This window comes from Sulfoacidibacillus ferrooxidans (genome assembly GCF_022606465.1).
Taxonomy (GTDB): Bacteria; Bacillota; Bacilli; order Alicyclobacillales; family SLC66; genus Sulfoacidibacillus; species Sulfoacidibacillus ferrooxidans.
Map to the genome: position 1 here is coordinate 531,982 of NZ_JALBUF010000001.1, position 22,192 is coordinate 554,173.

General features: G+C 43.3%; 22 protein-coding genes and 1 pseudogene. 3 read left to right on the forward strand and 20 right to left on the reverse strand.

Translation table 11 applies throughout. The features are described 5' to 3' along the window. Positions 1–11: 11 nt before the first annotated feature. From MM817_RS02675 to sor, 5 genes and pseudogenes are all read right to left on the reverse strand, one after another. Entirely contained in the window at positions 12–815 is an 804-nt protein-coding gene (locus tag MM817_RS02675) for a cytochrome c oxidase subunit II (RefSeq protein ID WP_241711885.1), read from the reverse strand. A gap of 65 nt (positions 816–880) precedes the next feature. After that, on the reverse strand, positions 881–1,531 hold the full coding sequence (locus tag MM817_RS02680) for a cupredoxin domain-containing protein (RefSeq protein ID WP_241711886.1): 651 nt from the start codon (positions 1,529–1,531) through the stop codon (positions 881–883). A 40-nt stretch (positions 1,532–1,571) separates the two neighbouring features. Next, positions 1,572–2,102, reverse strand: coding sequence for a sulfocyanin-like copper-binding protein (locus MM817_RS02685; RefSeq protein WP_241711887.1), 531 nt, complete (start codon positions 2,100–2,102; stop codon positions 1,572–1,574). Between the two features lie 326 nt (positions 2,103–2,428). Continuing rightward, positions 2,429–3,646: pseudogene (locus MM817_RS02690) on the reverse strand (MFS transporter). 271 nt (positions 3,647–3,917) lie between these two features. Beyond that, positions 3,918–4,898 carry a sulfur oxygenase/reductase gene (sor, locus tag MM817_RS02700; RefSeq protein WP_336605148.1) on the reverse strand — a complete coding sequence of 327 codons (981 nt, stop codon included), beginning with the start codon at positions 4,896–4,898 and terminating at the stop codon, positions 3,918–3,920. Positions 4,899–5,218: 320 nt separating this feature from the next. Between sor and MM817_RS02705 the strand changes: the two genes are divergently transcribed. Then, positions 5,219–6,040, forward strand: a complete 822-nt coding sequence (locus MM817_RS02705) for an enoyl-CoA hydratase/isomerase family protein (protein WP_241711891.1) — start codon at positions 5,219–5,221, stop codon at positions 6,038–6,040. Positions 6,041–6,064: 24 nt separating this feature from the next. Here the strand turns inward: MM817_RS02705 and MM817_RS02710 are convergent, their stop codons facing one another. Further along, positions 6,065–6,955, reverse strand: a complete 891-nt coding sequence (locus MM817_RS02710) for a DMT family transporter (protein WP_241711892.1) — start codon at positions 6,953–6,955, stop codon at positions 6,065–6,067. A gap of 107 nt (positions 6,956–7,062) precedes the next feature. Between MM817_RS02710 and MM817_RS02715 the strand changes: the two genes are divergently transcribed. Further along, positions 7,063–7,356 (forward strand): hypothetical protein, encoded by a 294-nt coding sequence (locus MM817_RS02715; RefSeq protein ID WP_241711893.1) that lies wholly within the window; start codon positions 7,063–7,065, stop codon positions 7,354–7,356. Positions 7,357–7,423: 67 nt separating this feature from the next. Here MM817_RS02715 and menC read toward each other — a convergent pair whose 3' ends face one another. Together menC and MM817_RS02725 are read right to left on the reverse strand one after the other, a co-directional pair. Next, complete coding sequence (menC, locus tag MM817_RS02720) at positions 7,424–8,530, reverse strand: o-succinylbenzoate synthase (RefSeq protein ID WP_241711894.1); 1,107 nt, start codon at positions 8,528–8,530, stop codon at positions 7,424–7,426. Continuing rightward, entirely contained in the window at positions 8,527–9,339 is an 813-nt protein-coding gene (locus MM817_RS02725; protein WP_241711895.1) for a hypothetical protein, read from the reverse strand. The genes menC and MM817_RS02725 overlap by 4 nt, the downstream gene beginning before the upstream one ends. Before the next feature lie 189 nt (positions 9,340–9,528). On the opposite strand from MM817_RS02725, the gene MM817_RS02730 reads away from it, so the two are divergent. Next, positions 9,529–9,987 carry a YgaP family membrane protein gene (locus MM817_RS02730; protein ID WP_241711896.1) on the forward strand — a complete coding sequence of 153 codons (459 nt, stop codon included), beginning with the start codon at positions 9,529–9,531 and terminating at the stop codon, positions 9,985–9,987. An 85-nt stretch (positions 9,988–10,072) separates the two neighbouring features. Here MM817_RS02730 and MM817_RS02735 read toward each other — a convergent pair whose 3' ends face one another. The 12 genes from MM817_RS02735 to MM817_RS02790 form a co-directional block, all read right to left on the reverse strand. After that, entirely contained in the window at positions 10,073–10,420 is a 348-nt protein-coding gene (locus MM817_RS02735) for an ArsR/SmtB family transcription factor (protein WP_241711897.1), read from the reverse strand. Continuing rightward, on the reverse strand, positions 10,410–10,979 hold the full coding sequence (locus MM817_RS02740) for an NADH-quinone oxidoreductase subunit B family protein (protein WP_241711898.1): 570 nt from the start codon (positions 10,977–10,979) through the stop codon (positions 10,410–10,412). The genes MM817_RS02735 and MM817_RS02740 overlap by 11 nt, the downstream gene beginning before the upstream one ends. A gap of 12 nt (positions 10,980–10,991) precedes the next feature. Then, complete coding sequence (locus MM817_RS02745) at positions 10,992–12,518, reverse strand: hydrogenase large subunit (protein ID WP_241711899.1); 1,527 nt, start codon at positions 12,516–12,518, stop codon at positions 10,992–10,994. After that, the gene (locus MM817_RS02750; RefSeq protein ID WP_241711900.1) at positions 12,518–13,990 is read right to left on the reverse strand and encodes a hydrogenase 4 subunit F; all 1,473 of its coding nucleotides are present in this window, start codon (positions 13,988–13,990) and stop codon (positions 12,518–12,520) included. Before MM817_RS02750 ends, MM817_RS02745 begins: the two co-directional genes overlap by 1 nt. Before the next feature lie 6 nt (positions 13,991–13,996). Continuing rightward, a complete protein-coding gene (locus MM817_RS02755) occupies positions 13,997–14,635 on the reverse strand; it encodes a hydrogenase (protein ID WP_241711901.1) in 639 nt (212 codons plus the stop codon). A 37-nt stretch (positions 14,636–14,672) separates the two neighbouring features. Next, the gene (locus MM817_RS02760; RefSeq protein ID WP_241711902.1) at positions 14,673–15,605 is read right to left on the reverse strand and encodes a respiratory chain complex I subunit 1 family protein; all 933 of its coding nucleotides are present in this window, start codon (positions 15,603–15,605) and stop codon (positions 14,673–14,675) included. Between the two features lie 12 nt (positions 15,606–15,617). Then, the gene (locus MM817_RS02765) at positions 15,618–17,477 is read right to left on the reverse strand and encodes a proton-conducting transporter transmembrane domain-containing protein (protein ID WP_241711903.1); all 1,860 of its coding nucleotides are present in this window, start codon (positions 17,475–17,477) and stop codon (positions 15,618–15,620) included. A gap of 161 nt (positions 17,478–17,638) precedes the next feature. Beyond that, positions 17,639–18,394: a class II aldolase/adducin family protein gene (locus tag MM817_RS02770; protein ID WP_241711904.1), complete on the reverse strand. Its 756-nt coding sequence runs from the start codon at positions 18,392–18,394 to the stop codon at positions 17,639–17,641. Positions 18,395–18,444: 50 nt separating this feature from the next. Then, positions 18,445–19,230, reverse strand: a complete 786-nt coding sequence (locus tag MM817_RS02775; RefSeq protein ID WP_241711905.1) for a 3-hydroxybutyrate dehydrogenase — start codon at positions 19,228–19,230, stop codon at positions 18,445–18,447. Next, entirely contained in the window at positions 19,227–20,471 is a 1,245-nt protein-coding gene (locus MM817_RS02780; protein ID WP_241711906.1) for a tannase/feruloyl esterase family alpha/beta hydrolase, read from the reverse strand. Before MM817_RS02780 ends, MM817_RS02775 begins: the two co-directional genes overlap by 4 nt. 58 nt (positions 20,472–20,529) lie before the next feature. After that, positions 20,530–21,951, reverse strand: a complete 1,422-nt coding sequence (locus MM817_RS02785; protein ID WP_241711907.1) for an amidase — start codon at positions 21,949–21,951, stop codon at positions 20,530–20,532. Between the two features lie 36 nt (positions 21,952–21,987). Continuing rightward, a complete protein-coding gene (locus tag MM817_RS02790) occupies positions 21,988–22,158 on the reverse strand; it encodes a hypothetical protein (protein WP_241711908.1) in 171 nt (56 codons plus the stop codon). Between the last annotated feature and the right edge of the window lie 34 nt (positions 22,159–22,192).

Genomic DNA, 22,192 nt, shown 5'->3' on the forward strand with positions numbered 1-22,192 from the left:
ATCTTCCTCCCTTAATTCCCAGCTTTGAGTTGCTGCGTAACCCATTGTTTAAATGCGGATGCAGATACGATATGTACTGTTGAGTACATGTATGGATGTCCTGGTCCACATACTTCTGCACATTGTACGCGCACCTCAGGGTTCGTCTCAGTAGACGCAATCTTCGTCGGCGTTGCCACCATATACCGCGTTTCACCTGGAATGACATCCATTTTCTCGCCAAAGGCAGGAATCCAGAAAGAATGAATCACATCTAATCCAAGTGCATACGGATGATTAGGATCATACGAGCGTAAGACAAATTCTACTGGCTGATTGACTGGCAAATAGAGAACATTGTTCCCATTTGCATTTAAGGCATTTTTAATTCCGTACTGCGGATAAGAAAAGTACCACTCCCATTGTCGCGCAACAACATCTACAACAAGATCATGCTGTTCAGCTTTGGGACTCATTTCATGAAATAGTTGCTCTGCTGCAGAAGTTGTCGGATGAATAAAGAACAACAGGTTAATTACTAATGACAGCGATACCCAGATAGTCACATACGTTGCATTAAATCTTGCGCCTTTTCCGCGAAGAATACTTTCTTTTGGACGTCTGATTGCACGGATAGGAATATAAACAAGCATGAGTACAACAAACACAAAAATTGGCGTGAGCACGCGAAATAAAAATAAACTTGCGTTTAATCCATCTAAAGCTTGTGTCGATGCCGTATAGTAATAGAAATTATGCCCCCATGCGCTGACCCCTAACTCCCCCAGCACAGAAAACACTATCCATAACACGCCATACATCAGCAGATCGGCCACTGCTGGAGACCTCCTCTATACCTGCATTAATAAAGTAGCGCAATCGAGGTAATGCCTTTCCATGATTACGCAGGTAAAATATTAATCGTGCCCTTCATCCCATCTGCGTAGTGAATAAACCCTTGTACAAAGCAACCGTATTCCCATACTCCAGGCTTGTTTGGAACTGTGAATTTAAGAGAAACACTGCCACCTGGTCGTAACGTTGGACTAAAGTTACCATTTCCAGGAGCTGTAATAAGCCATGGACCAGGTTTCGGAAGAGATGTCACAATTGCTTTGTTCGTCACGAGATTATCAACCCAGTGCTCTTCGAGGATCGTAACTGGAACGCCATCCCAAAAGTCTTGATTGAATTGAATGCGCAAATCTGTAAACGCATTTGGATCGCGTTGAAATCCTCCACGACCGATCTGCATTTCATGGAAATGTGTAGGGCTTAAGTTGTGAATATGTAATGTCATGGGAGTACCTACACGCCATGTCATTTGATTAGGAATATAATAGTAATCTTGTTGAAAGACTTTCGTCATCCCTGAGTCTACTTGTAATCCGTTCAAAGCTGAAAATGCCTTTGCTACATTGGAAGATTCAAACAATGCAATAGCACTTGCCGCTAAAACGGTACTTGTGCCAATCAGGAAACTGCGACGACTCCAATCTACTTCTATCGTTTCTGACCCTTCTGGGCCATGTACGCGATCTTCTCCATCCATCGTGCAAACTCCCCTCCTGCGTCCATATTGTACCTGCTGACTAGGAGTTTGACACCACGACTTGCGGTGTTCCTCCGTTCGTGACGTCAAACCAATCCCACATGCCAAAGTTTTCTGGCCTTGATTGATCATCGATCCGCAATAACAAATCTTCCATTCGATAATTACCTACTTGCGAAGCAACGAATTGGAAGTTTTTAGAGCTACCAGGAAATACTCCTGCACCTGCATTATTGACCATAGACGATACAGATGCGCCTGCTCCTGGAAATGCGAGTTTGTCTACTGAATTATACACTCCTATGTCAAACGGAATGCCTCCATCATTAACAAAATGCACTTGCACCGTATAACCCACAGGGATATCCACAGTCATTTGACCATTAGCATATCCATTAAAATTAGCATACCCATTGGTAGAATCCGTTCCTGCCGCAATGGTTAGATTGACCGTTTGAGTTGCGTTATTGACAGAGAACCATGATGGGCTCACTGCTTCTGTCGTGCCGCAACCGGTCAAAGCAATACTTGACAATACAATGGCGCTAAGAAAGATCGTTTTGAATCTCACCGAGCTGCAACCCCCCTTGCAAAATGATGCAGTTGATACCACGACATATAAACCTTCAAATAATTATTCACATCACCTTTTTCTGAATCTATTATTATTTTGTTTTTGCTTGTTACTACAACAAATGATAGTCTGCGAATGGCGCTGTGTCAACATTTAGCCATATATCAGACTTCTTTTTGACACCCAAGGTGTTAAAATCATACTACTTATTCAGACTTTATGCAGATAAACACCTTAAACATGCTTACTCTGTTCGATTTTAACAAAAAGAAGCTGAGTCAACCTCAGCTTCTTTTTGTTAAAATCGTATGTGATGGATCCTATTATTCTCCAGATGCTGACTCAAGTGTAGCTCCCTTACCCGTCTCGACACCCGCAAAGTACCATGCAACTGCCCCTGCTAATCCAATAATCCAGATCACCATGTTAAATAGCATATATTCATGTAATCCGTAATTTTGAGATAAATAAATCGTCGCGATATACAGTCCGATACTAATAAAACGTACAAGAGCCGTATAAGTTCCACGCGTACTCGTAGGCCATACTTCGCTTTTTAACGTATCTTCAGTGAGATACGCGATATTGACAAAAATATTTAACAAGACTAGCAAAATCCAAAATAGTGTTAGATCTTTAGACCATACACTTATCGTAAGATAAATAATCAGCGTCATAATAAATGTTCCGCCGTATCCTAGTAAAAGTAATGTTTTACGGCTAATGAGATCTGCCCATATCCCTAAGAAGCCAGAGATAAATCCCGTTCCAGTGGCCACCAAAATAATTGCAGCCGTTAATGATTTAAAGTAATTAGGACCGAGCACATAAGTCATCAATCCAAACCCAGCAGTTCCTGCAAACGCCGTAGTAATTGTTACAAACAGGCGCAGAGCAACGCTTGTTCTGCGTTTTGTGGAAACAGCTACTGCATCGCTCACAACCTTTTCTCGTCGCGCATACTCTTGTATTCCATAAAATTTCGCTATCTCTACATTTGCTCTTTCTGTATATCCCTTTCCCTGAAGCCAACGAATGGATTCGGGTGTTTTATTGCGAGCCAACAATAAAATAAACAATACCACAATAAATGTAACTGCCACCATACCGCGTTGGAACGTAATGGAGTTATATACGCTAAGCAGCGATACACCCGCTAACAAAAATCCACCAAGATTAATAAAGTTTAATTATAAAAACATTGTTTTACTGCGATGGCGTGTGGGCATCATCTCATGTGATGCTGCCATAATGGTATTCATCTCGCCACCTGCAGCAAACAGCAACACAGCCAAAAAGATTAAGATCGTTAAGTACGTATGACTAAAAGCGATGCCAATCGCTCCAATACCGTAAAGACCCATCGTGCTATAAAAAGTATTTTTTCTTCCAATACGGTCTGATAAGGGTCCTGCAACGATAATACCAATGATTAGCCATAGAGGCGCCCAAGCTAGCAACAATGACTGTAATGACTTTGGCATAGCCACCCAGTTTGTAGCGATCGAGGCCATTCCAAAAATATATGACTCTAATAACATTCCAAGGCCAAATGACCAAAAGGCCCATGTATCAGTACGCGTCCAGCTTTCAGATCGTTCACTAAACGGCGATTCATCTCTAACCACCTACTCTCCTCCTTCTATTTTCATAATAAGCAGAGTGTAACTTGTCCACAAGAGAATATCAAGAAATGATTCAGTTGCTTTTCAGACAAAAATCGCGGTTATAGGAGATGTATTCCCCCTTAACCGCGATATCCTCAACAAGCTTACTGTGCCCCTGACTTTCTAAAGAGGATGATGTGGGTGATTAGGACTGACTTACACTTTCGTCCACTTTAACCGTTCCATCTTCATTGAGATACTCACGCCATGAGGTATCTTCCATTAAAGGATTCCACAGTGTAATATAAGGACCTTGTACAACAGTTGCCAAAACTTTATCATGTACTGCTTTGACATGATGATTTACAACAACACGCGAGATGCCAAACATCGCTGATTTCATATCTGCCCATTCCATATGGACAATGTACTCGGTCGGTTTCTTTTCTGCTTGCATCAATTGGAAATTGCCATCGCGTGCACTTGGAGGATTGTCCCCTAAAGTTTGTAATGCCTGATGAATACCATCTGGTTCTAGCTGGAAGCTACCTACAGCAGAAGCTCCAATTTGACGCATGATCATATATCCAAGAAAACCTGGAGCTTTTTTGAATTGTTCCATCACTTTGACTACTGCTTGTTCAAATTCTTCTTCTCTACCTTGAATGACTGAGTGATCACCAATGGCAATAATGCGTTGTCCATATGGTAAAGAGACAGGAGGAACTTCTTCACCAGCCATGAAGCTTGCGCCAAGTACAGCGGGAACATCCGTCATACCAACGTTTTGCGGCATGTCATGAGCCACAATCTCGTACACATCTTCCCAAGGGCCTTCAACAACCATGCCAAGACACTTAGAGCACAAACGGAAAATGCTATCAAACTGTTCCATGTGCATTTCTTCATGGTCTTCCCAACGCTTCCACATCGTATATTGTGCTAATCCAATTGGGTTTAGCTCGCGGTGCATATCCATCTTAGCTCCACCGAAGCGCCCTCCCATTGGAAATACCCCAACTTGAATGTGGTTTTGAAATCCTAGAAATCCACCGTGATTAGCAGTTACCATACAAACCTTCGGTCCAACACTTTCAAAAGCTGCAAAACTTTCAGGTGCATTGACCACTTTTGCTTTACTAATTGCAATGTATGGATTTGGAATTGCTAAACCCCTCCCAGGTATCGTGGTTCAAACTATGTACCTGCTTGAAATAACAGGTGCAAGAAAGCCCTTTCAACATATACCCGCAACGGTATATGTGTCAATAGTGTGTACACACCCTGAAAATATGAACAAATCTATTGTTATTGTGGCTATTCAACATCTTTTCTCTGACAATCTCGCGTTTTCAAATTGAAATAATAATTTTAAATATAATATCTATAACTACTCATATCATGAGACTTCTATAGATAGCCCATCGACCTTAGCTAATCATGCACAACCATTAGTGTATAATAGGAGTTACCATAATATAGTCATTATCTGAACGGAGGCATTTCATGTCTTTCATCATAATGCAAGATCATCCGCAATGGCGTTCTGTCCGGTTACTCATGATCAATCGTCCGGAGAAACACAATGCTTTGACACTCGCCATGTGGGAACAACTTCTAGAATACCTCTTACAATGTGATGCTGATCCATCGGTAAGACTTGTCATTTTACGTGGAGTAGACGACACTGCTTTTTGCTCTGGTGCAGATATCAGTGAATTTCCAACATATCGCGCCAATAAAGAGCAAGCAAAGCTACATAAACAGATCACCGATCGGACCACGCAACGGTTGGCCACGCTTCGTCCATTAACGCTTGCAGCCATCTCTGGCGCTTGCTTTGGGGGTGGATTACAACTAGCTACCGCATGCGACATACGCCTTGCACATGAATCTGCACGTTTTGCTATCACTCCAGTCAAATTGGGGTTCGTATATGGACCTTATGAAACCAATCTATTAAAGCGAATTGTCGGAGAGGCAACAGCGAAGGAATTACTTTATACAGGGGCATCTATCACCGCGCAAGAAGCCTTACGGGTGGGTCTCATTACAAAAATATGTCCAAACTCTACAAATCTTGAACAGTTCACCAATCAAATGATTCATTCACTATTGCAGGCTGCACCTGAGGCACAACAGATCACAAAAAAGATGTTTGAACACCTTGCTTCGGATGATGCTATCACTCACTATACAGCACTTGAACACATGGCAAACCGTACGCTTGATCGTCCAGAGTATCGCGAGGGTATTCAGGCATTTTTAGAGAAACGACAACCACATTATGCACAACAGCAAAAGTCAACTCAACATAATAGAGAATGACTACGTATATACAGCAGTGATTGCTCAGGTACCTGGTGGAACGATAGAACGCACACGCCGTTCACTCATATAGAGAGCCAAGAAAATGAAAATGGCACCTATAAAAAAGCTTGGTGATGGTTTTGCCCGCACAATAAGAAAGGACAAGATGACCCCTAGAATGGGTTGCATATAGAGAAATAAGGATACTTTAGATGCAGAAAACATCGTAAGTGCAAATAACCACAAAAAATATGCTCCTGCAGTAGCAAGCAATGCAAGATAAAAAACAGAGAGTAACTCAGGGCGTGCAATGACATGAGGTATTGGAGCGCCTTTAGCTATCCAGAGTGGGATAGAACCGATAAATCCACCAAGTAACGTTAAAGAAGTAGCTGAAAGAACGGATACACGCGTAATAAGTCGCTTAGAAAAGGCATTGTATAATGCATAGCACAAAACTGCTGCCACAAGTAACAGATCGCCTTCCAGATAGCCAAGGTCGCCTGGACGAGGTAACCCTGCGATAATCCAGGTACCTATCATAGCGACGAACAGTGCTACTTTGCGACGTGTAGTCAATGTTTCTCGCAACCACAAAGTAGCTACAATGGCAGTAAACACTGGTTCAAGCGCCATCATCACAGCTGCAATAGCAGGCGTTGATAAACCTAATCCTTTTGTTTCAAAATACACAGGAAGAGAAAATCCAACGCATCCCAATATCAGCGAAAGAAGGATCGCGTGTAGCGTAACCTGTTTGCGTTCCCGCCACAAAGCGGGTGATAGAACCAGAGCACCAGTTCCCAAGCGTACAACCGTAAGTAAGCTCGGTGGTACTTGAGTCAGTGCAATCGCAGTTGCCGGGAAACTACCTGACCAAATCACATTGGCGAGAACGACGCCGAGCAACCCCATCATCGGCTTACTTCTCATTGTGCACGTCCCTTACGATTATTATTGTAACCACTATGCAACATTGGTCGTCAAATACTGTAAGATAAGCATAAGACAAGATATTACAAGTGAACGGAGAATGGTCGATGATTAAAGGGAGATGGAGTGCACACCCCATAAGTGCAACAGATGAGGCGTCAGATCAGGAGAATCTTGTTCTTTATGCAGTTCGCCTCTTGCGAGATCCACAAAATGGATTTGTGAGTGAAATTACAAATCTTCAAGAATATATGGATAAACACCATGTGCTTGACGAAACAGTTGCTATTGACCGCTTACAACGTGATCTTAGACACCAAGAAAAGTCTAACCGCATTTATCTTGTAAAAGCACAAACCCCGGCACATGCAGTACGTAGTGCAAGCCAGAAGGCGCATTGACAAGCAATACTGTCTCTGCGCTTTCTAAAAAGAGAAGTCACCGTCTCGCATTGCATGAACAGTGCGACTAGCGTAACTCTATGCGATCAACCGTATATCTCTCTACCCGATCTTCTCTCACTACAGCACCAATACCTGGTTGCGAGGGTACAGCAAGAACGCCTGGCTTTGCAAAAGTTACTGGTGGATCAATGATATCCTCATCAAAATATCTCGCACTTGGAGCCGTATCACCGGGTAATACAAAACCAGGAAGCGATGTAACAGCCATGTTAGTAAGTCTGCCAACTCCAGCTTCTAGCATTCCACCACACCACACGGGCACATGATGTTCAATGCATAGCTGCTGTAATTCTCTGGATTCTGTTAGCCCTCCCAGACGGCCTATCTTTACATTGATCACTTTACATGCGCCGATCGAAATTGCTTTTCTTGCATCTTCTGTCGAATGAATACTTTCATCTAGACAAATTGGAGTCCTAAGTTGCGCCTGCAGAACTGCATGATCAATCATATCATCGTGGCCAAGTGGCTGTTCAATCATCATGAGATCATAATCATCAAATGTTAACAGATGCGGCAAATCTTCTAGTCGATAAGCACTATTGGCATCAGCCATCATCGGTATATCTGGAAACTCCTTACGGACAGCACGAAAGATGTCAATATCTAAACCAGGCCTTATCTTCACTTTTATTCGTTTATATCCTTGTACAAGATATCCTTCAATTTTTCTTAACAGGTGCATCGTCGTAGGCTGTATCCCAATGCTAATACCAACGTCAATCTCCTCTTTCAAACCACCAAGTGCATGGGACAATGATATCCCTTGTTCTTTAGCAAACGCATCCCAGATGGCAGTCTCTAGTGCGGACTTCGCCATCTGATTGCGGCGAAAATGCCCAAGTAAGGTACGAATCTCATCTGGATGTGTGATTTCTTTACCTAAGACAGCAGGAACGAAAAATGTGGATAGCATACTCCACGCTGTATCAGTCGTTTCCTCACTATAAAGCGGTTCAAATGATGCCGTACACTCACCATACCCTTGCACGTGCCCCGTATCGACTCGTATTAAAAGAAAATCTTTGTCTTCTTCTCGACCAAAGCTTGTTTCAAACGGTTCTTTCATTCGCATCTGAAGTCGCCTTATGGAGACACTTTTGATCTTCATTCCACACGCCCCCATATGTAGCATCCCACGTTACGAGATGGCTGATAAGTAAACTGAACGATTCGATAATTGGCAGCCTGCAAAGTCACTACCGCCTTGCGCATCGCGTCTACCCACTTCACTCGTGTAAGCATATCCGGTAACCGTTTCAAATCACCTGGAATCTCAACAAGGATCGTATCCGCAAACTCATCGATTCTATGAGAGACAGGTTGCTGCTCTCCTGTACAAGTGATTGCAAATACTGATTTCCCTCCTAGATTCTGCTCCGCTTTTTCGTTTGCGTCACAAGATCGATCAATGCCATCGATCCCCTTGGACCATTCCCATAATACGAGAAAGCGGTCTGACTCTACTCCTTCATTTAACTGATCACCTGTCATCACACCATAGCAATTCGGAATAAAATCCGCTACTTTTGCTTTTAACTTATTTACATTAAAATGGGCATTGCGACTCACAAGTGGATCAAACGTCCATACGATCGACGAATATCCAAGCGCATCTGCACGTGCTCGTTGAGCCAGTTTCAGACGATATCCAATTCCCTGATGAATCGCTTGATCAATGACAGCAGTTTCATGCGACCAAAGAACCCATCTTCCCTTCCAAAGAGCAGGAAAACTTAAACTAAACCCAATCGCCATCTCATCTTCAAATGCTAATAAAACAACTCCTCCATTGCGTGCATGTACGCTCATTTGCGCAACAGAACAACTACTATCCTGACCCCATACGGCCGTTGCCATGTGTTTACATTGCTCCAAATCCTTTAATGACAAAGCCTCGCGAATCCTATGTTTACTCATGAACTCCTCCGCAGATGCAACCCAATATACTCCAAAAGATCGTTAGTATAGATAAAACGTAAAAGGTATGTCGCATGACTCTTACTCCGACATGTTCTACGTTACCCTTATTTTACTGTACCACGAAAGACATTAGATCGCATCATTCAAATCACCTGAGGGCACTTTAAATGACGTGGAGGGATGCTCATGGAAAATGAAATGGCAGTTTTACCGCCGACAACAAAACGGGTACAGTTTCACACAAACCGAGCAGTCAATCGCGATATCGAGGCTCGCACGGTTGCAAATATTGCACGCTACACAGGCCGATCCCATGAAGCGATTAGCGATCGCTTGAAACAACTTGAGCATGAATGGGATACAGACCGTACCATTGAAACCATAGCTGGCACATTTACTACAGTTGGCACAATTCTTGGCCTTACAGTAAGCAAACGCTGGTTTATCCTCCCTACACTAGTTGGAGGATTCCTCGTTCAGCATTCTATTCAAGGATGGTGTCCACCCCTTGCCGTCATTCGTAGGATGGGAGTTCGCACTGCTGAGGAAATCACAGAAGAACGAATGGCGCTAAAAGCCATGCGGGGAGATTTTCAAACAACAGATAATGTCCATGAAGCACTCGCAGAGACACGAATGGCATAAGTCCACAGATTTTTTCATTAGAATAATGATTGCGAGAGCCGTCGCAATATGGCGGCTCTGTTTTCACTCTAGATTGAATGGTACGTTAGCTATCTTCATTAAAACTATTCTCTTTCCCGATTTGTTCCAACATAGTAATAGTATCTGTTAAATGGTTATTAAATATGCGACGTGCAACATCTAACAATTCGAAGATCAAAGGATCTGTAACAGAATAGGTGACTTTTGTTCCATCTTTTTTACCTATCACGACGTTTTTATTGCGCAATAATGCTAATTGCTGAGATACGACTGAACTATCTACACCTAACTCAGCTTGTAGTTCATTGACAAACTTATCTCCATCGCGAAGGAGTTCTAAGATACGAATGCGAAGAGGATGCGATAATGTTTTAAAAAAGTCTGCTTTAAATTGTTGCAACTTAAGATCCATTCTTTTTCACCTCTTCTTGTAAATATTCCATAGCATATAGTAAGCCCTTCATAATATCTTGTGGACGTGGTGGACAACCAGGTACGTTAATATGCAAGGGGGCAAAGGGAGTGATGGATCCTTCTTGTGCGTACGTTTTTCCAATAATACCATCCCCTATTGCGCATCCGCCAATTGCGATGATAGCTTTTGGAGAGGGCGTCGCTTCATACGTTTTTCGCAACGCTTCAAGTAAATTGCGCGTTACTCCCCCTGTTACTGCAAGTACATCCGCATGCCTTGGAGATGCCACAAAATCAATCCGCAACCTTGTAATATCATACACTGGATTCAGTAATGCATTGAGTTCCCATTCACACGCATTACAAGATCCTGTATCGACATGGCGTACGTGAAGGGCTCCCCCAAATGTTGTTGACGCTAATCGATTAAATCGATTTAATAGGTCCTCCTTAGAATACAGCCGATCATCTACAATCTCTGATGACTCCTCCATGAGTTCTTGGACAGAACGAGTCGCAACCGCCGTTTGTAATCGTTTCTTTACAAGACTCCACATCAGTTATCCCTCCTAGCGATCACAGCAAGCATAACAAAGTTCAAAACTCTTATTAATTAGCGGAAAATCAGGAATAATATTACCCGGGACTGCATAAGGTACCGCCGGCCAATTAGCATAAGAAGCAGAGCGAATGCGCAAGCGTGCAATTTGTTGATTAACTCCAATCATAACAAAGTGCACATTCTCCCCTCGTGCAGATTCACTCATCCCAATGGTATAACTACCAGGTTGAATAGGTGGTAGCTTTTTTACCCACGCTATACTTACCGGATTGTTTCCAAAAGAAAATAACCGTGCAATGATTTGTTCGATCAACTTGGCGGATTCTGTGACTTCAGCAATCCTCTGCTGCAATCTCGCCATGACGTCTCCTGCATGAAAAACAGGTACACTCCAAAGTAACTCTCCATACGCTGCATATGGAAAGTTCAAACGCACATCCCGCCTTACTCCAGAAGCACGTGCAGCAGGGCCTACGACACTTAGCTTTTCAACAATATCGCGATGTAACATTCCCGTTTGAAGCAACCGATCACATACGATCTCATCACTGAGCATCACGCTTGTGATGACACCCACTTCTTGTACAACTGCGCTCACTGTTACATCTATGCGCTCTAGTAGTGCATGGTTTATCGCTTTCGCAACGCCTCCTACGACAACCATTCCGCGTAAATATCGATGTCCAGTGACATCATCATTGAGCTGCTGTAGTTGCTCTTTTAAACGTGCGCCTTGCATCGTTCCAAAACTAAATCCTATACCCGCGCAAAGATTGCCAATATCGCCGACGTGATTATACAGTCGCTCCATTTCAGCAAGCAATGTACGTGTCCACTTTGCAAGCGATGGTATCTCAATCTGCGCCAATGTCTCTACCGCTTGTGCATAAGCGAGTGCATGTGAGACACTGCATACTCCGCATGTCTGTTCCACAAGTGTCATTGCTTCATCCACACGCATTCCCTCTGCCTTTTTCTCAAGACCACGATGCGTATAAAATAACTGTGCATCTAGGGATTCTACATTTTCACCTTCCACTAAAAATCGGAAGTGACCTGGTTCTATAACACCTGCATGAATTGGTCCTACGGGTACAATAAACTGCCCCTCTTTTAACTCCGGTGCTCGGATGTCCCGAATAACTTCAGGTAGCGGTTGATCGATCGTATAATCCCGTCGCAACGGATACACGCTCAGCCTTTGACCATGTAGCACGAGTGGACGCACATCAGGGTGACCCAGTGGTTCAATGCCAAGCAAGTCATAAACTTCACGTTCATACCACTGTGCTGCACTTACTACTGCTGAAACTGAGGGATATGTTGGATCATGTTCTGGAATATTCACCATAAGCAGCATGATGGTAGAATCAATGTCATGTGCAAAATAATATCGCAATACATACTGCCCGCTTTCCTCCCGTTCATCCGTCCCAACCATGGTGAGTAAGCGAAACCCCGCTTCAAGGTATTTCTTACAAGTATCAATAAGATCCCTATGTTCAACCACCATTTCTGTGATTGCAAGAGCCATTACTGTGCCCTCCCTTCAATGATCAAGGCTGCATGTTGTAAAACTTCTATCACAGAGTGTGGAATAAATAATCCAAACACAAGCACAAACGAAAGTGGTAGCAGAAGTGGAATAGTTGTCCAACCGACGCGCTCTTTCATCATCTCTTTGTGTGGAGTAGATCCCAGCAATACTCTCCCCGATTGGTAAACCATAACCCCAAAAATTGCAGCAAGGACAATAAGAAATAAGGCAGTACCAAACCAATGCCCTGTAGCAAAAGCGTTTGCGGATATTGCAAATTCACTTGTAAAGAGAGAAAACGGTGGCGCACCAGAAACAGCAAAAACGGCGATAAGAAAAAGTGGTCCTGTATAGGGCATGGATTGCAACGCGCCGCGCATTCTGCCCATATTTTTTGTTCTATAGTACTGAGTCATATTGCCCGCAGTCATAAAGAGGGTCGATTTTGCCATTGCATGATTGAACATCTGCAAGAGCGCAGCTACTAACCCCACTTCACCTCCGATTCCAATCGCAAAAGCAATGATCCCCATCTGTTCTACACTAGAAAAAGCTAACATGCGCTTTATATCTTGTTGAAGTAAGATAAATGGGAAAGCAACTAACAGTGACAAGATGCCAAAAATTAATACGAGATGGGAGACAAATACGGATCCCTCCATACGCATAACAATCGCAAACATACGTAAAATAGCGAAAAAAGCTGTATTGAGTAATGCTCCAGAAAGTAACGCCGAAGCTGGAGAAGGTGCCTGACTATGTGCATCTGGTAACCAGAAGTGCATCGGAGCAAGGCCAACTTTTGTTCCATAACCAACAAGTAAGAGAACAAATGACAGCAGGAGAAGATGTGCAGGTAAGGGTTGAGCTACGCGACTTAAGAACGTCCAATTTAGTCGATTCTCCGCAGGCCCATAAACTTGAACCGATGAACTATAGAGCACAACTAAGCCAAGCAATGCAAATGCAATACCAACGCTACATAGTATCAGATACTTCCACGCTGCTTCTAAAGCTTCTGCCGTGCGATAGAGTGCAACAAGAAACGCCGAAACAACTGTGGTCGCCTCAATTCCAACCCACATCATTCCTAAATTATTGACCACAGGTACAAATAGCATCGTTGCAATGAAAAGATGGAGTAACAAATAGTAACTACGCAATTGATTCACTTTTATATGTCCATCCGATACCTCATGTTGCATATATCCAATGGAATGCAATGAGGCTGTAAAGCTAACAATGCCTACAATAGAGAGAATAATTGCACTTACATCATCTGCATAGAAAAACTGATTGAACGCCTCCATCGAACCATGTTGCGCTAAATCCCATACAACATACAAAACGAACGCAAAAGTAACCACACTACCTATAACATGAAATAAAATACGAAGTGTCCTTTGAACAGTTATTACACATGCGAGACCTGTTAACACAGGAACAAGTACCATCCACAAGAGGATCATGACGAATCAACCCTTCAACCGTTTAAGTTTTTCTATACTCATACTTGATAAAAGTTCGTCCATGCGAAAAGATAGCGCCGATATCAATACCACAATGACAAGAACGTCCATAAAAATACCAATGTCGACCAAAAACGGCATTCCAAAGCTCGTAGACAGCGCAGCAAGAAACAAACTATTTTCTATCACAATAAGCCCAACTCCTTGCATAAGGGCTTTTTTATGCGTAATCATGATCAACACACCGCTAAGTAACATGCCAATGGCAATCGATAAATACACGTTATGTCCGTTACCTTGACCAAAATCCGGGGTCACATAATAGCCAATAGCCCACATCGCTAACACTGCAATCATCAATCGATCTCGGCCAAATGATTTTTCTGCTTGGCGCTCTACACCCACAGCCTGTAATGTCCGAAATAAAATATAGGGAATAATGATTGCTTTGATGATGAGCGTTAACACAGCGATGACAAAAAGATCTGTACGCCCAGTCTCAATCGCTAGTGCACCTGTCAGAAAGGACAACATCAACGATTGAAAGGATAACCACTTAATTCCTGACGAAATATAGCGAATGGCGATAATTAAACTTGTGCTAATCATTAGCGCAATTGCAGTCACATCAAGCCACACATTCACTTTATTGCATCCCCCTCACAGATTCTGACCATTCGATTTATGCACCTACATAATTAGTAAGCAAAGCGAAAATAGCTAAAGATAGCGCTAATGTTAAGAACCTCGGTACAGCGAATAGCCGCATCTTTGCAGTTACACTCTCAATAGCTGCAAGTAATCCAGCAAATAAAAGCACTTTTATGATCCAAAATGCAAATCCTTGAATCAGTCCAAATACATCCGTCCCAGTGGCCATTCCATAAGGAAAACATGTATCAATAAAAACGGTCATCCATAGAAGTTGTCTCATCCAGGCACCTAATGTCATTAAAGCAAGATGTCTGCCAGATAGATCGAGAACGGCTGCCTCATGGATCATGGTAAGTTCAAGATGTGTGTCAGGATTATCGATTGGTAAACGTCCCACTTCTGTGATGACAATCATCAAGAGCGATACCCCAGCCAACAGGTTAGTTAAGGTATAACCTGCGAACGGATGCAACAACAGAAGGAGTGAATGAGCGGCAAAGCTAAACACACCAGATGCAAGTCCTACAGCCACAATGGCAAGAAAAACTGTTGGTTCAACTAACAGTGAAATAAATAAATCTCGACTGATCCCCATGCCGCCAAAAGCACTACCCGAATCCATGCCAATCACTGCTGTTAAGAGCCGTGCAAACCCAAGCAAATAAAGAAACAGAAAAATATTTGAAGATCCTAAAAGCATATGTGATGACGCTGTAAACAGCGGAAGAGTCATAGCTGCTGTAAACACCAAAGCGATTTGTACAAATGGAACGGTACGTGTCACAAACGATGACTGATCGGAAAGAATGGTTCCCTTGCGAAAGTACTTCCTTAGTTCGCGGTAGGGTTGCCATATAGAAGGTCCTACCCTACCCTGCATCCAAGCCTTCCATCGTTTTATAACACCTTGAATGAAAGGCGCAAAGATGACTATGCCGCATGCCTGAATAACACTCACCATTTCATTTGCCTCCTAACGCACCACAATAAGTAAAATAATTACTGTAATAAATAAATAAAGTAAATACGATCGTACGCTTCCATTTTGGATTCTCCGAAAATTCTTTGCGGTACGCAACACAAGAGCCCACGCAGGATGGTATATATATCCACGCGCAACTGGTATCCTAAATGCTCGGAAAGTACGTTTAGGAGGTTGCGAAAACCCTGTTGCGCTATAGGACATATAGGCCATACGGCTGCCGCCGCAAGTCCACGTAGGCGCCAACAATCGTCGCTCCTTCCCTGCAAAAAAACGTACAAGTAACCAAACAATCCCTCCACCACCCACAAAAAGTAGCAACAACATAATCGGCAAGAGCGACATGTTAATGGCGCTATGCGCATACCACAATTGAGCTGTAGAGAAACGTGTATCCACAGGTATAGTGCGCTCTAAGATATTTACAATTGCTACCGGAAAAACACCTAGTAGTATAGGCAATACGATTCCGAGGAGCAGCGCAAACCGCATCGTAAGTGGTGCTTCATGAGCGTGTCTTGCACCTTCAGACCTTCCTTCACCCTGAAAAGCGATGCCAAAGATCCGTGCAGACATCAAGGCAACAAGTGCACCAGTAAATAATAAAGCAACCATTGTAATCATTGGAAATAGCCCAAGCAGGTGATGTAGTGTGAGGTGTGCAAACTGAACAGTATCGGTAAACAACAACCATTCACTCATAAATCCATTGAGTGGCGGAATAGCCGTAACAGCCAATAATCCAATCCCCATAGCACTTGCTGTTATCGGCATTTTGCGCAGTAACCCTCCTAAGTGATTGAGGGAACGTTCCTGCGTACCATGAATGACTGATCCTGCTCCATGGAAAAGCAAGCTTTTGAAGGCTGCGTGATTCACTGCTTGATAAAGGGTCGCTACTAACGCAATCCCTTCAATCGACCACAAATGAAAGGCAGCCGCCAAGAGAGCTAGACCACTCCCCATAAATAAGAGACCCATATTTTCAATGCTGCTATACGCGAGTATGCGCTTAATATCGACTTCCAAGGTAGAGTGAAATGCTCCCAATATCGCACTACTTGCTCCAACTATAATCAGTAGTACGCCCCACCAAGTCTGTGGATGGAGCCAATAAAAATCGATCATGAGTAACCCATACAATGCTGTTTTTAACATGATTCCAGACATAAGTGCTGACACGTGACTAGGCGCAGCAGGATGGGCTCGAGGTAGCCAGATATGTAGCGGCATAATTCCTGCTTTCAAAGAAAATCCAATAAATGTAAATATAAAAATAAAGCTTTGTAACACAGGGGGCAGTGATATGACCATTTTAGAGAAATCGATAAAGTTATAACTTCCTGTATACTGATGCAATAAATAAAATGCCAATATAATAAACACCGTTCCTAGTTGCGTCATGGCGATATATAGTAGACCAGCTGTCGTGACCCCTTTGCGTTCTGACTCATAGATGACGAGTAGATAAGACACAAACGACATCGTTTCCCAACCTATTAAGAATGTAAATACATTCGCTGCTAAAAAAACACTTGCCATAGCAGCAATAAACAAGAGCACCCCGATATCAAGCCATGTACCATAATTTCTTTCTCGATATCCTCCTCCATATCCAATCCCATATAAAGAAGATAATGCACCTAGTGCACCAAGGATCATCAAAAACACACTAGACAATGGAGTCGTCATTAGATTAAGTACAAGAAATGGTATAGAGATATAGTCTGTAGATATCGGATAATCAACAAGAACCACTATGTGATATAGACCAAACCATCCAATAAATACAAGTGCTATTGAAAAAGCTATCGTCAGTAAGTTGATCAATACATGTGCAACTCGATACATGCCTTTCATCTCCGGATCATTATATATTACAATATTATAAGATATGCATATTATAATATATGATTTATTGTAACGTCAAGACAAAAAGAACTGCCAAGAGAAAATCCTTGGCAGTTCTGTCCAAAAGTGTTCAACAGCAGTATGGATTATTTGAAGGAAAGCTAGTCTAAGAAATCAGGCTGTAACTGTGAAATCATACTCCACAGCGGTTGAAAACTAAACCACCCTGCTATCTCTGACCCCACTTGAGTACGCGTTAATGCAGCATGTTCTGGATCAATCAGGATCGGTTGACCAGCAGCTTCTGCAAGCAATTGAGCTTGACAAGACCGATCCATGGCAATAAACCACCACGCAGTCTCTTCAACCGAATGACCCACTGTCAGTAGTCCATGGTTGCGCAAGATGACGGCCTTGCGAGATCCCAGTACTTTGCCAATTCGCTGCCCTTCTTCCACATCTAGAACTACACCTGTATAGTCGTCAAATAACGCATGATCATCATAAAAAGCGCACGCATCTTGAGTAATAGGATCTAGTAATCGCCCAAGTGTCGACCATGCCTTTCCATACATAGAATGAGCGTGAGCCGCCGCGATGACATCAGGACGTGCCTGATGAACCTGTGAGTGAATAGCAAACGCTGCGGCATTGACCATAGCATCGCCTTCAACTACTTTACCCGCATGATTGACGAGAATGAGATCAGAAACTTTGATCTGTGAGAAGTGCATGCCAAACGGATTTACCCAGAATTGGTCTACGTGTTCAGGATCGCGTACTGTGATATGACCTGCTACACCCTCGTCGAATCCAAATAAAGCAAAGAGGCGAAATGCCCCTGCAAGACGTTCTTTGCGGTATCTGCGCTCTTCCTCTACATTTTTAAATGTGGGTATCATCGGTATTCCCTTCATTTTTTCACATCCTCCTCACTTATCTATGTGTTCTGCCATACCTCATACCACTATTGCGCCACATATCCACCATCTATGACTACTGCCTGCCCTGTAACGCTGCGCGCTTGATGTGATGCTAAAAACAGCGCATAGTCAGCAATCTCTTCCGTCTCTAGTAATCTTCTTTGTGGTACGAGCGGATAGATCACTTCTTCTAAAACTCTGTCGAGTTCCACTCCACGTGTCTTTGCTATATCCCCCAATTGCTTTCGTACCAAAGGGGTATCGACATAGCCTGGACATAAAGCATTGACAGTGATTCCATCTAACGCGCCTTCTAGAGCAGCTACTTTAGTCAGTCCAATGATACCGTGTTTTGCAGAGTTATAGGCTGCTTTCCCTGCAAATCCGATGAGACCATTCACAGATGCCATATTGATAATCCGTCCAAATTGTTGTCTCTTCATGATTGGAAATGCATATTTCGTCGCAATAAAGGGGCCAACTAGCATGAGGTCAATCAACAAGCGAAATTTTTCTATTGGAAACTCCTCAAGCGTCGAAACATGTTGCATTCCCGCATTATTGATCAGGAGATGGACGCCACCCAGTTCATCCGCCTTTTCTATTAAGGTTTGGATATCCTGTTCGTTTGTCATATCGGCGGCTACTGCGTGCGCATCTAACGACTGTTCTCGAAGTGCTAAAGCAGCTTCTTGCGCAGCTTCCAAGCGTATATCAGAAATAACTACACGTGCACCCTCATTTGCAAATCGCTGTGCAATTGCAAGTCCAATACCACTTGCGGCTCCAGTTACCACCGCCACTTTACCTTGTAATGAATTCCCCGTCATGTCATACAGCTCCCTTCAATGGACTCTTCATTAGTAACGAAAGACATTACATTCATATCTCCAGCAAAACTTTGGATAGAGGAAAATGAGCCTGCTGTTGGAGGTTCCTGTTTATCTTCTACCCATTGTTCGAGATATCGCACCGCTGCCTCAAAATAAGGAAGAACAGGTTCTTGCCGTTGGCGATCTTGGATCAATAATCCATCCACATGATTTCCATGCATAATCTCGTACAATCTATGTAAGTGACCAGAACCAGCTACTCTCACCATCTTTTCGTAGCCCTTAGCGTGAAAGGCAAATGGAACAAGACAATCCCAATTTCCCGCAACAGAGAGCAATGGTTTAGAAATGTGTCCAGTCAATTCAATAGGTGTAATTCTTTCATTCACGATCTCTATCCGCTCATGAAAAGGGTACTCTCCAAGTGGTCTAGGATCTTTTAACCAATCGTTATTCCACGTGGCTTGAAAAGCAGGCCAGTCTGGATCTAAACTGTGTCCGTATAGCCATAAAGATACAATCCAATAGGATGACATATACACGTCCCAATGAGGAGATGACTGTGGATTAAGCCCTGCATCAAGTAACTTTTCACGCGCCTTATGGCGTTCATCTTTCGTACAATCTCCTCGCCAATTCATGAGAATCGGATACGCATCTATGTAAGTTGGAAGTGTTGTTAACAGATGCCTAACACCTGTATTCCATAATACGCCTTCCCATTCAACCCCGCCATCAAATTTTTCAGGGTAGCGCTCAAGCATCGCTCGCACGATATAACCACCATTACTAACGCCTGCTATGTATGTCTTTTTAGGGGTCTCTCCGTAACATTCCAAAACAAGATCATGCGCCATATCCGTAAGTAACTTATAATTTATAAGCCATTCAGACATTTGTCGACTGGAATCGCGCAATGTAAGTCCTGGAGTTCCTTTATCACAAGCTGCATATGCATACCCTTTGGACAATGCATCATCACCTAGCAAGAGATCAAGTGAATACTCACTGCGAACAGCAGGTGTGGCGCCTATCATGATTTTCCCATTCCACATGCCTTGCTCGGGAAATCGAAAGATCGCCTGTGCCGTCCCGATCTGCGTATGCCACTCACGTCCCGGAACCTGATGATCAATGCGAGGTCTCTTGTATACGAGCGCTACAGAATCAGGATTGGCTCCAACTCCCTGTGTAGTCAGATCAGGTAACCACTGCGATCGCTTCAAAAACTCACTCACGACTTGCCCCACCTACTCTCTTTCCTGCTCTATACGACGAGCCGTTTAAGCACAGCACTTACACATAGCGAGCGACACTCTCGATGTACTTTGCCACAGCAAAAACTCGTTGCTCTTGTCTATATCCACCTACTACTTGAATGCCAAAGGGCAATCCCATCTTCGTTCGTCCGATGGGCACAGACATACTCGGATATCCCAATACATTGACAAATACAAGATACGGAAGAACACGACTGCCCATATTATTATATACATACTGCGTGATTTTCCCATGAAACGGTGCTGCTGTAGGGTAGGTTGGCATAATCAAAATACCATGATTGCCTATCACATCATGAAATCGACTCCGCATTTCTTCGATTTGTCGGGGGATTGATTGAATCGTTTGCTCACTAGGGGGAAACAGTCGTGCCCCTAATAGTAATCGCAAGATCCACTTATGATACACACTCTTGCCACGTCCAGACTTCAGAAGTTCTGAAAATAAATGAAAAGTAGGTCCTTCTTGTATTTCATCAATCGTCTCTTTGCCTCGATCTTCTAAGATGATATTTTGCCACAATGCGGTAGAGCCCGAAAGTAAATTGCCATCTACTTCCTCTATCTGTACACTCGCATCACGTAAAATATCGGCCAATCTCAGCATACCATTCTCAAGTTCTTCATCTAACGGTGCCTTTTCCGAAGAAGATAACCACTTGATTGGAGTGTCTTCCATGTCGTAGTTCATGATGACGTGATCACTCAAAACTTCGTATAAAAGTTGGACATCCTCCACGTTTCGCGCTAAAACTCCTGCGGAATTCATATGGAGGTGATGGTGATAAGCCGGATATTCACCAGCGGATGAAATCCGATCATAAGTCGGTCTGATTCCTACCAATCCACATAAATGAGCTGGAAGTCTAATCGATCCGCCCAAATCACTGCCAATGCCCCACGGAGAAGCAAAAGAAGAAATGAGCGCAGCCTCTCCCCCGCTCGATCCACCGGGTGTGCGTAAAGGATCGAGCGGATGGTTCGTGCGTCCAAAAAGTACATTATCCGTTTCATGAGCCATGGTCAATGTGGACATGTTGGTCTTTGCTAAAATGATCGCGCCTGCTGCTTTGACTCGTGAAACAACAGCAGCGTCCTCCTCTGCCATGCGGTTGCGATGCTTATGCACGCCACCTGTGATGGGCAGACCTTGGACGCTGTACATTTCTTTGACCGTGATTGGCATACCTTGCAAACGAGGAGTATCCGTACAATAAGATCTCGACAACCGCTCTTGATCTGAAGTTTCTGCTTCCTTTAGAGCAAGTTCATAACGTTCATATGCTACTGCGTTTAACTTAGGATTCACAGTTTCCATACGAGTTACGTGCGCTTGCACGAGTTCCACTGAACTAAATAATTTTTGTTCCAACCCTTTTATCATCTCAGTTGCAGTTAAATGAGTCAGTTCGCTTGCTAGGTCTTTCTCTGCCATCATGGTCTTATCACCCCTATAGCAATCAGACTCAGAATATTAGTGAATTAAATTGACTGCCATCCCAATCGTTCCGATAATAAAACATGCAATCGCCAAAACAAGTGCATATCGCCGCGTCGGCTTTGCGACAAATAGAATCAAAAACAAAAAGGCTATACCAACAAGAATCCCCGAGAAAGAAGCATATAAAAACTGGTACGATGTCATCTGTAAACCCCCTGCTACATGATCAGTCAGTTGA

Excerpts from the sequence above, each read along its gene's own strand:
- MM817_RS02765 (WP_241711903.1), bottom strand. The coding sequence starts at position 17,477 with ATGTATCGAGTTGCACATGTATTGATCAACTTACTGACGATAGCTTTT.
- MM817_RS02785 (WP_241711907.1), bottom strand. The coding sequence starts at position 21,951 with ATGATGGCAGAGAAAGACCTAGCAAGCGAACTGACTCATTTAACTGCA.
- MM817_RS02725 (WP_241711895.1), bottom strand. The coding sequence starts at position 9,339 with ATGAGTAAACATAGGATTCGCGAGGCTTTGTCATTAAAGGATTTGGAG.
- MM817_RS02790 (WP_241711908.1), bottom strand. The coding sequence starts at position 22,158 with ATGACATCGTACCAGTTTTTATATGCTTCTTTCTCGGGGATTCTTGTT.
- MM817_RS02680 (WP_241711886.1), bottom strand. The coding sequence starts at position 1,531 with ATGGATGGAGAAGATCGCGTACATGGCCCAGAAGGGTCAGAAACGATA.
- MM817_RS02750 (WP_241711900.1), bottom strand. The coding sequence starts at position 13,990 with ATGATCCTCTTGTGGATGGTACTTGTTCCTGTGTTAACAGGTCTCGCA.
- MM817_RS02740 (WP_241711898.1), bottom strand. The coding sequence starts at position 10,979 with ATGTGGAGTCTTGTAAAGAAACGATTACAAACGGCGGTTGCGACTCGT.
- MM817_RS02775 (WP_241711905.1), bottom strand. The coding sequence starts at position 19,230 with ATGACGGGGAATTCATTACAAGGTAAAGTGGCGGTGGTAACTGGAGCC.
- MM817_RS02770 (WP_241711904.1), bottom strand. The coding sequence starts at position 18,394 with ATGAAGGGAATACCGATGATACCCACATTTAAAAATGTAGAGGAAGAG.
- MM817_RS02735 (WP_241711897.1), bottom strand. The coding sequence starts at position 10,420 with ATGGATCTTAAGTTGCAACAATTTAAAGCAGACTTTTTTAAAACATTA.
- MM817_RS02760 (WP_241711902.1), bottom strand. The coding sequence starts at position 15,605 with ATGGTGAGTGTTATTCAGGCATGCGGCATAGTCATCTTTGCGCCTTTC.
- MM817_RS02705 (WP_241711891.1), top strand. The coding sequence starts at position 5,219 with ATGTCTTTCATCATAATGCAAGATCATCCGCAATGGCGTTCTGTCCGG.
- MM817_RS02710 (WP_241711892.1), bottom strand. The coding sequence starts at position 6,955 with ATGAGAAGTAAGCCGATGATGGGGTTGCTCGGCGTCGTTCTCGCCAAT.
- MM817_RS02715 (WP_241711893.1), top strand. The coding sequence starts at position 7,063 with ATGATTAAAGGGAGATGGAGTGCACACCCCATAAGTGCAACAGATGAG.
- MM817_RS02745 (WP_241711899.1), bottom strand. The coding sequence starts at position 12,518 with ATGGCTCTTGCAATCACAGAAATGGTGGTTGAACATAGGGATCTTATT.
- menC (WP_241711894.1), bottom strand. The coding sequence starts at position 8,530 with ATGAAGATCAAAAGTGTCTCCATAAGGCGACTTCAGATGCGAATGAAA.
- MM817_RS02730 (WP_241711896.1), top strand. The coding sequence starts at position 9,529 with ATGGAAAATGAAATGGCAGTTTTACCGCCGACAACAAAACGGGTACAG.